We start from the raw sequence: 7,914 nt of genomic DNA on the forward strand, positions 1-7,914 counted from the left end.
AATTATATTAAGAATAAGGGTTTATTACAATGGAAAAGATGTAAAATAACCGGATGAATGTTTACATATATAAATAAGAAGGATTTGAAATCTAAGGAGGTCTATAAATGGAGTCAACTGCCGAAAAAATCACCCCTATGCATGGATACAAACTCCACGTCATTGAAACAGATAAATACAAAACAAATACATTTGTATGGAAAATGAAAGCGCCATTGTCAAAGGAAGAAGTAACGAAAAGGGCACTTCTACCGCAAGTTCTGCAAAGCAGCTCGGCTAATTTCCCGACAACAACAGCTTTAAGATCTCATTTAGATGAATTATATGGAGCCACGCTGTTTATTGATTTAGCCAAAAAAGGTGAGTACCATATTATCAGCTTCACGCTTGAAATTGCCAATGAAAAATTTCTAAGTGATCCAACACCATTGTTAAAAAAAGGATTCGAATTACTTGCCGAGGTTTTAACAAAACCTAATATATCAGGCAGTGCATTTGATCAAGAGACAGTGAACAAAGAAAAACGAACGCTGAAGCAAAGAATTCAATCGGTCTATGATGATAAAATGCGTTATTCAAATGTCCGGCTGCTGCAGGAGATGTGCAAAGGTGAACCATACGCACTGCAAGTGAATGGTGAAGCAGAGGATGTTGAAATGATCACGCCAGAAAATTTATTCGAATATTATAAGAAGGCATTTTCGGAAGATGAAATGGATCTTTATGTTGTCGGTGATGTAAAGGAAGAAGAGGTGAAAAGCCTCGCGAATGAACTGCTGACCTTTGAAAACCGCACAGCGAAAAAACGAGAGTCAATGGAAGTTCAAAAAAAGGATCAGGTTCAGGAAATAAAAGAAGAGCAGGATGTAAAGCAAGGGAAATTAAATATAGGGTACCGTACAAATATAGTCTATGGTGATCCAGACTATTTTGCCCTTCAATTGTTCAATGGTATCTTTGGTGGTTTTTCACATTCCAAATTGTTTATCAATGTTCGTGAAAAGGCAAGCTTAGCCTATTATGTTTCAAGCAGACTTGAAAGCCACAAAGGGTTAATGATGGTTATGTCCGGGATAGACCTAAAGAACTATGACCAGGCAGTAGGAATCATTCGTGATCAATTGGAAGCCATGAAAAAGGGTGACTTTTCTGATCAGGAATTAGTCCAAACGAAGGCAGTGATCCGAAATCAAATCCTTGAAACGATTGATACTTCACGTGGGTTAACAGAAATTCTCTATCATAATATCGTTGCAGGCAAGGAAATAAGACTGGATCAGTGGATTACCGACATGGAAAAGACAACGAGGGAAGAAATAGTAGCAGTAGCGAATAAAATCGAACTTGATACCATCTATTTCTTAACGGGAACGGAGGCGGTAAAGTAATGGAAAAAATTAATTTTGAACAACTTCAAGAGGAGCTTTACCATGAAAAGTTACCTAATGGTTTAAATGTCTATATTTTACCAAAAAAGGGCTTCAACAAGACATTTGCAACGTTTACAACTAAATATGGATCGATTGATAACACGTTTGTACCGTTGGGAAAAGAAGAATATGTGGTGGTACCAGATGGGATTGCCCATTTTCTTGAGCATAAGCTTTTTGAAAAAGAGGATGGAGATGTCTTTCAACAATTTAGCAGACAGGGGGCGTCTGCCAATGCTTTTACATCCTTTACACGGACAGCCTATTTGTTTTCCAGTACATCAGATGTCGAGAAAAACCTTGAAACATTAGTTGATTTCGTTCAGGATCCTTATTTTTCGGAAAAAACGGTTGAAAAGGAAAAAGGGATTATAGGTCAAGAAATCACCATGTATGACGATAACCCGGATTGGCGCCTTTATTTCGGGTTAATCCAAAATCTATATCAAAACCATCCCGTAAAGATTGATATTGCCGGTACAATCGAATCGATTTCACATATTACCAAGGACTTACTCTATGAGTGCTACAATACGTTCTACCATCCAAGCAATATGCTGCTATTTATCGTAGGGCCGGTTGATCCAAATAAATTTATGGATCAAGTCAGAGAAAACCAAGCCAAGAAGGTATACCAAGACATGCCAGAGATTAAGCGTAAGTTTGAGGAAGAACCAGTGCAAGCAGCTGAAAAGAAGCAGGTTCTAGGTATGAATGTCCAAACCTCTAAATGTTTAATCGGGATGAAAGCACTACATGTTAATCAAACGGGCTCTGATTTATTAAAAAACGAACTTACAATGAATGTATTACTAGACGTACTATTCGGTAAGAGCTCTGAAAATTATACACAACTTTATAACGAGGGTCTGATTGATGAAACCTTCTCTTATGACTATACACAGGAACAAGGATTTGGATTTGCAATGATCGGCGGCGATACAGAAAATCCTGATAAACTTGCTGATCAGCTTAAAAATATGCTCTTTCAATCAAAAACCGGAACGTCTTTTACCGAAGAACAATTAGAACGAGCGAAGAAAAAGAAAATTGGTACATTTTTACGTGCCGTTAATTCACCGGAATATATCGCCAATCAATTCACCAGATATGCCTTTAATGATATGAATTTATTCGATGTCGTTCCTACTTTAGAGAAAATAACCTTAGCTGACGTTAAAACAATGGCATCTGAAGTTATTTCTGAAGAACGTTTCTCAGTATGCCAAGTAATACCGAAAAAATAGTGAGGAAGCGTCGCTAGCCGGCGCTTTTCTTTTGGTTTAACATAAGGAGAAGCTAAAAAGAGAAAGAGTGAAACATATGAAAAAATATGCATTAATTACGGGAGCAAGCGGAGGTATTGGAAAAGCGGTTGCAAAAAAACTAGCATCACTAGGATTTAATTTATATTTACATTTTAATCAAAATGAAAAATCCATAAAAGAATTACAAGGGGAACTTGAATCGTTTGGTGGTGAATATACAGCGATTCAGGCTGATTTGGAGGGTCCTGAAGGCTATAAAAAGATTTGTTCGCAAATTTTCTCGCTTGATGCCATTATTTATTGCAGTGGTAATAGCCACTATGGGCTCCTTGTAGATATAAAACAAGCAGAGGTTGAATCGCTCATGAGGGTACATGTCATGAATCCACTAATGATAACGAAAGAATTGTTGCCAAAACTAACGAAGAAGAAGTCAGGAAATATCATATTTATCTCTTCCATTTGGGGCCAAACAGGGGCGGCATGTGAAGTGGCCTATTCGACTGCTAAAGGGGCACAAATTTCTTTTGTTAAAGCATTAAGCAAGGAGGTCGCATTAAGCGGGGTACGAGTAAATGCTATTGCCCCTGGAGTTGTTGAAACTGCTATGATGAGTCAGTTCACTGACGAGGATAAACAGCTGCTTCAATACGAGATCCCTATGGGAAGGCTCGGTCTTCCAGAAGAAATAGCAAATGGTGTGAAATTCTTACTTTCAGATGAGTCTTCATATATTACGGGACAAGTCCTATCGATAAACGGTGGTTGGTATACTTAATATTTTTTCATGAATAATTTCCTCCTTATCATTGCAAAATAACACTGTACAATAAAAAAGGAGGGTTACTTATGTCAGTTTTAGATAACTGGAAACAGTGGGAAGACTTTCTAGCTGATCGTCTTCACCAAGCACAAAATGAAGGAATGAGCGAGGGGGCTATTAGTGCTCTTGCATTACAGATAGGTGATTATTTATCTGAGCAAGTTGAACCAAAAAATGAACAAGAGAGAATCCTTTCTGACCTATGGTCAGTAGCGGATAAAGAAGAGCAGCAAGCTATTGCAAATATCATGGTGAAATTAGTCCAAAATAATGGCAGTCGCTAGGAGAGAGGGATATCCTCTCTTTTTTTTGTTGAGATCCAGTAGAAATACACTTAAATAAGGATTGAACTTGTTTTTGCTTTCATCTTCAATCAAAATCATATATTATTATGGATAGATGAAAATATGAAAAATTTGTCGTTTACGCTTAGGAGGTTTTTTATGGAGAAAAAAGAGTGGTATTTAGAATATGAGATTCAAAAAAACCGTCCTGGTTTGTTGGGCGACATATCATCTTTACTCGGAATGCTGTCGATAAATATTGTGACGATAAACGGTGTAGATGAAGGCAGACGTGGATTATTGATGTTAGTAAAAGATGATAATCAAATTAAACGGTTAGAGTCAATTTTAAATACAATGGACACAATAAAAGTAATTAAGATTAGAGAACCAAAACTTCGGGATCGGCTTGCAGTCCGCCACGGACGATACATACAGCGTGATGCTGATGATAAAAAAACATTCCGCTTTGTAAGAAATGAACTTGGCGTACTAGTAGATTTTATGGCTGAACTGTTCAAGCAGGAAGGGCACAAACTAATAGGTATCCGCGGAATGCCAAGGGTGGGAAAAACAGAGTCAGTAGTAGCAGCAAGTGTTTGCGCTAATAAACGTTGGTTGTTCGTATCATCCACTCTATTAAAACAAACCATCCGTAATCAGCTTATTCAAGATGAGTACAACGAAAATAACTTATTTATTCTTGATGGTATTGTATCAACTAAGCGTGCAAGTGAAAAACATTGGCAGCTCGTCCGTGAAATTATGCGGTTACCTGCAGTTAAAGTGGTCGAACATCCTGATATATTCGTACAAAATTCGGAGTATACCCTCGAAGATTTTGATTATATCATCGAGTTAAGGAACCATGCTGACGAAGAAATTACATATGATATTGTCGACCAAAATAATATGTTCTCTGGATCTGATTTTGGAGATTTTGGATTTTAATTAAGGCTCTTTTCTTAAACTTTTGGTTGCTTTTTGTGAAAAAATTAATATTTGTGCTGTGTTTTCGTAGAAAACAGCATAAATTTTATAAGAAAAGAGCCGGCAAACTAAAATCAAAGGCGCAAAAATAACTATTGCCAAGTTAAAGTCGGCTATAAGACTTTAACAACAATCGTTACGAAAACAGCCTTAATTAATTGGAAGGTGTTAAAGGTGACTGAATTAGGTAATCGACTAAAAGAAGCGCGATTAGCCAAAGGATTAAGCTTAGAGGATGTACAGACTATCACTAAAATTCAAAAACGCTATTTGATTGGCATCGAGGAAGGCAATTATTCTAGCATGCCAGGGAATTTTTATGTACGTGCTTTTGTAAAGCAATATGCAGAAGCGCTTCAGCTTAATCCGGATGAAATTTTTGAATCATATAAGAACGAAATACCTGCAACTCACAATGAGGACTTGCCTGAAAAATTATCAAGAGTAAAGTCACGTAAATCGGTAACAGATGGTTCTTCGAAAATTTTTGATATTATCCCTAAAATCCTAATTGGGGTCTTTGTGATTGGTGCTGCGGGATTACTTTATTATTTCATTGTTACAAGTGTCGGAAACAATGCGAATGACACAGCGAATAAAGAAAATGAACCTGTTAAATTTATCCGTTCTGAAAATCTAGATAAAGCGGACGAGAAGGAAACAGAAAAAGTAAAAGATAAAGACCAAGAAAAACAGGAAGATCAAAAGACCGAGGAGGAAACTCCAGTGGTCGAGGCGCCAAAGCAAGAATTAACGGCAGTTCAAAATAGCGGAAAAAATTCAACTTATGATTTGAAAAATACAGATAAGTTTGTTGTTAAATTGGTTTCGACGGGCCAAACATGGGTAAATGTTAAAAATAGTAGTGGACAATCTAAGTTCCAAGGGTTATTATCAACCACTGGTACACAAAGTACGGAAGTAGATTTAACGGGCGATGCCAAAGCATTCATTGTAGTTGGTAGAGCGGTCGATACAGAGATTTACGTAAATGATCAAAAGCTTGAGTATGTAATCGCACCGACTGATGTGGTTCAACAGAACATTACGATTCAATATGTTCCGAAGAACGAATAGTCATCTAGTGATGACTATTTTTCGTTCTAATATTATCTGGAGGCAATAACATGAATGTACCTAATAAAATTACGATATCAAGAATACTATTAATTCCTCTTTTCTTGATAATTATGCTTGTGCCCTTTGATTGGGGAACGATGCATCTACTGGGTGCTGACCTTCCAGTAACCCATTTTGTTGGAGCGCTACTTTTTATTTTTGCTTCTTCTACAGATTGGGTAGATGGCTATTACGCCAGAAAACATAATCTTGTTACAAATATGGGGAAATTTCTCGACCCGCTTGCTGATAAATTACTTGTCTCTGCTGCGTTAGTTGTCCTTGTTGACCTTGGATATGCAGCCTCTTGGATTGTTATTGCAATCATAAGCAGGGAATTTGCTGTCACAGGTCTTCGTCTCTTGTTAGTAGAGGGTGGAGAAGTAGTTGCTGCCAATAACCTCGGGAAAATCAAAACTTGGGCACAAATAATCGCAATTTCAGCACTTTTATTACATAATATTATTTTTGAAATGATTGGATTTCCATTTGATGATGTAGCATTATGGGTTGCGTTAATTTTTACTATCTGGTCTGGCTGGGATTACTTTGCAAAAAATATGCATGTTTTTAAAAATTCTAAATAGAACTCGGGGAAACGGACGATGAATGCAGAAATTATTGCAGTTGGTTCTGAATTACTGCTAGGTCAAATCGTGAATAGTAATGCCAAATTTATTTCACAGCAACTTGCTGATTTAGGCATTAATGTGTTCTTCCATACGGTTGTTGGTGACAATCCTGAACGATTAAGGTCAGCGATTGAAATCGCGGAAAAACGCTCAAATCTAATTATTTTTACTGGCGGTCTCGGGCCGACAAAAGATGATTTAACGAAGGAAACCATTGCTAGGCATTTAGGAAAAAAACTTGTTATGGACCAAGAAGCTTTGGATTCTATCGAACTCTTTTTTAAAAAGACACAAAGGGTAATGACGGATAATAATCGAAAGCAGGCACTTGTTTTAGAGGGTTCTATGATTCTTCCCAATCATCATGGGATGGCACCAGGAATGATGACTGAAAACGATAATTGTACCTACATACTGCTGCCTGGCCCGCCAAAAGAAATGGAACCGATGTTTTTGAAATTTGGAATAGCAGCTTTGTCAAAACAGGTTAAAACAAATGAAAAAATAGTTTCTAGAGTATTAAGGTTTTTTGGAATTGGCGAAGCTGCATTGGAAACCGAGATTGTTGATTTAATTGAACAACAATCGAATCCCACAATAGCCCCGCTGGCATCGGATGGAGAGTGTACCTTACGGCTTACAGCAAAGCACCAAGATATGCAATCAGCTCAGCTATTGCTCGATGAGGTCGAGAGTAAAATTAATTCCCGTGTCGGTCAGTTTTTATATGGGTATGATCATACAACATTGGTAGCTGAGTTAATGGAAATATTAAAAGCGAGAAAATTAACGATCGCAGCTGCAGAGAGTTTAACGGGAGGTTTGTTTCAACAGGAACTTACTAGTTTTCCAGGTGTTAGTTCAGTTTATAAGGGCGGAATTGTTTGTTACACGAATGAGGTCAAAAAGAACGTATTAAATGTAAAGTCAGAAACCATTGAAAAATATGGGGTTGTAAGTCAGGAGTGTGCAAAAGAGTTAGCTGAAAATGTTGCAGCGCTGATAGCTTCGGATATAGGGATTAGTTTTACTGGAGTTGCTGGGCCTGATGAACTTGAAGGCAAGCCTGTAGGGACAGTTTATATTGGTATATCTATTAAAGGCAAACAGACGGCTGTTCATATGCTAGAACTAGGCGGTACAAGAGAAGCAAATCGAACCCGATCTGTAAAATATGGATGTTACTATATAATAAAGCAATTGAAAGAATCACAGAAAGCTTAAAATAGCTCTCTGTGATTTTTTATTGAAAGAATTTGTTAATGAATAATGTTGAATTTGGAACATTTGTTGATTGCAGTGGAAGGCACGAAGACTCCTGCGGGAGAAGCGAGACAGGCGAGACCCCACAGACACGCAGTGTCGAGG

Annotated in this window: 8 protein-coding genes; all 8 read left to right on the forward strand. The window is 37.5% G+C overall.

All coding sequences use genetic code 11. From position 1 onward, the window contains the following. Positions 1 to 107 precede the first annotated feature (107 nt). Positions 108 to 1,388 carry an EF-P 5-aminopentanol modification-associated protein YfmF gene (gene yfmF / locus V7124_RS01105; RefSeq protein ID WP_335411563.1) on the forward strand — a complete coding sequence of 427 codons (1,281 nt, stop codon included), beginning with the start codon at positions 108 to 110 and terminating at the stop codon, positions 1,386 to 1,388. After that, positions 1,388 to 2,677 (forward strand): EF-P 5-aminopentanol modification-associated protein YfmH, encoded by a 1,290-nt coding sequence (gene yfmH / locus V7124_RS01110; RefSeq protein WP_335411562.1) that lies wholly within the window; start codon positions 1,388 to 1,390, stop codon positions 2,675 to 2,677. The genes yfmF and yfmH overlap by 1 nt, the downstream gene beginning before the upstream one ends. A gap of 76 nt (positions 2,678 to 2,753) precedes the next feature. Beyond that, a complete protein-coding gene (ymfI, locus tag V7124_RS01115) occupies positions 2,754 to 3,476 on the forward strand; it encodes an elongation factor P 5-aminopentanone reductase (protein ID WP_335485095.1) in 723 nt (240 codons plus the stop codon). Positions 3,477 to 3,547: 71 nt separating this feature from the next. Then, on the forward strand, positions 3,548 to 3,805 hold the full coding sequence (locus tag V7124_RS01120) for a DUF3243 domain-containing protein (protein ID WP_179161182.1): 258 nt from the start codon (positions 3,548 to 3,550) through the stop codon (positions 3,803 to 3,805). A 159-nt stretch (positions 3,806 to 3,964) separates the two neighbouring features. Continuing rightward, positions 3,965 to 4,756: a YmfK family protein gene (locus V7124_RS01125; protein ID WP_335411553.1), complete on the forward strand. Its 792-nt coding sequence runs from the start codon at positions 3,965 to 3,967 to the stop codon at positions 4,754 to 4,756. Between the two features lie 213 nt (positions 4,757 to 4,969). Then, a complete protein-coding gene (locus tag V7124_RS01130) occupies positions 4,970 to 5,872 on the forward strand; it encodes a helix-turn-helix domain-containing protein (protein ID WP_335411551.1) in 903 nt (300 codons plus the stop codon). A 50-nt stretch (positions 5,873 to 5,922) separates the two neighbouring features. Further along, a complete protein-coding gene (gene pgsA / locus V7124_RS01135; RefSeq protein WP_335411549.1) occupies positions 5,923 to 6,501 on the forward strand; it encodes a CDP-diacylglycerol--glycerol-3-phosphate 3-phosphatidyltransferase in 579 nt (192 codons plus the stop codon). Positions 6,502 to 6,519: 18 nt separating this feature from the next. Continuing rightward, positions 6,520 to 7,770, forward strand: coding sequence for a competence/damage-inducible protein A (locus V7124_RS01140; protein ID WP_335485098.1), 1,251 nt, complete (start codon positions 6,520 to 6,522; stop codon positions 7,768 to 7,770). Positions 7,771 to 7,914 lie beyond the last annotated feature (144 nt).

This window comes from Neobacillus niacini, assembly GCF_036961885.1.
Lineage (GTDB): Bacteria > Bacillota > Bacilli > Bacillales > Cytobacillaceae > Neobacillus > Neobacillus niacini_H.

Bases quoted from the DNA above. Each gene is read 5' to 3' on its own strand.
- yfmF (WP_335411563.1), top strand. From the start codon at position 108: ATGGAGTCAACTGCCGAAAAAATCACCCCTATGCATGGATACAAACTC.
- V7124_RS01140 (WP_335485098.1), top strand. From the start codon at position 6,520: ATGAATGCAGAAATTATTGCAGTTGGTTCTGAATTACTGCTAGGTCAA.
- yfmH (WP_335411562.1), top strand. From the start codon at position 1,388: ATGGAAAAAATTAATTTTGAACAACTTCAAGAGGAGCTTTACCATGAA.
- ymfI (WP_335485095.1), top strand. From the start codon at position 2,754: ATGAAAAAATATGCATTAATTACGGGAGCAAGCGGAGGTATTGGAAAA.
- V7124_RS01125 (WP_335411553.1), top strand. From the start codon at position 3,965: ATGGAGAAAAAAGAGTGGTATTTAGAATATGAGATTCAAAAAAACCGT.
- pgsA (WP_335411549.1), top strand. From the start codon at position 5,923: ATGAATGTACCTAATAAAATTACGATATCAAGAATACTATTAATTCCT.
- V7124_RS01120 (WP_179161182.1), top strand. From the start codon at position 3,548: ATGTCAGTTTTAGATAACTGGAAACAGTGGGAAGACTTTCTAGCTGAT.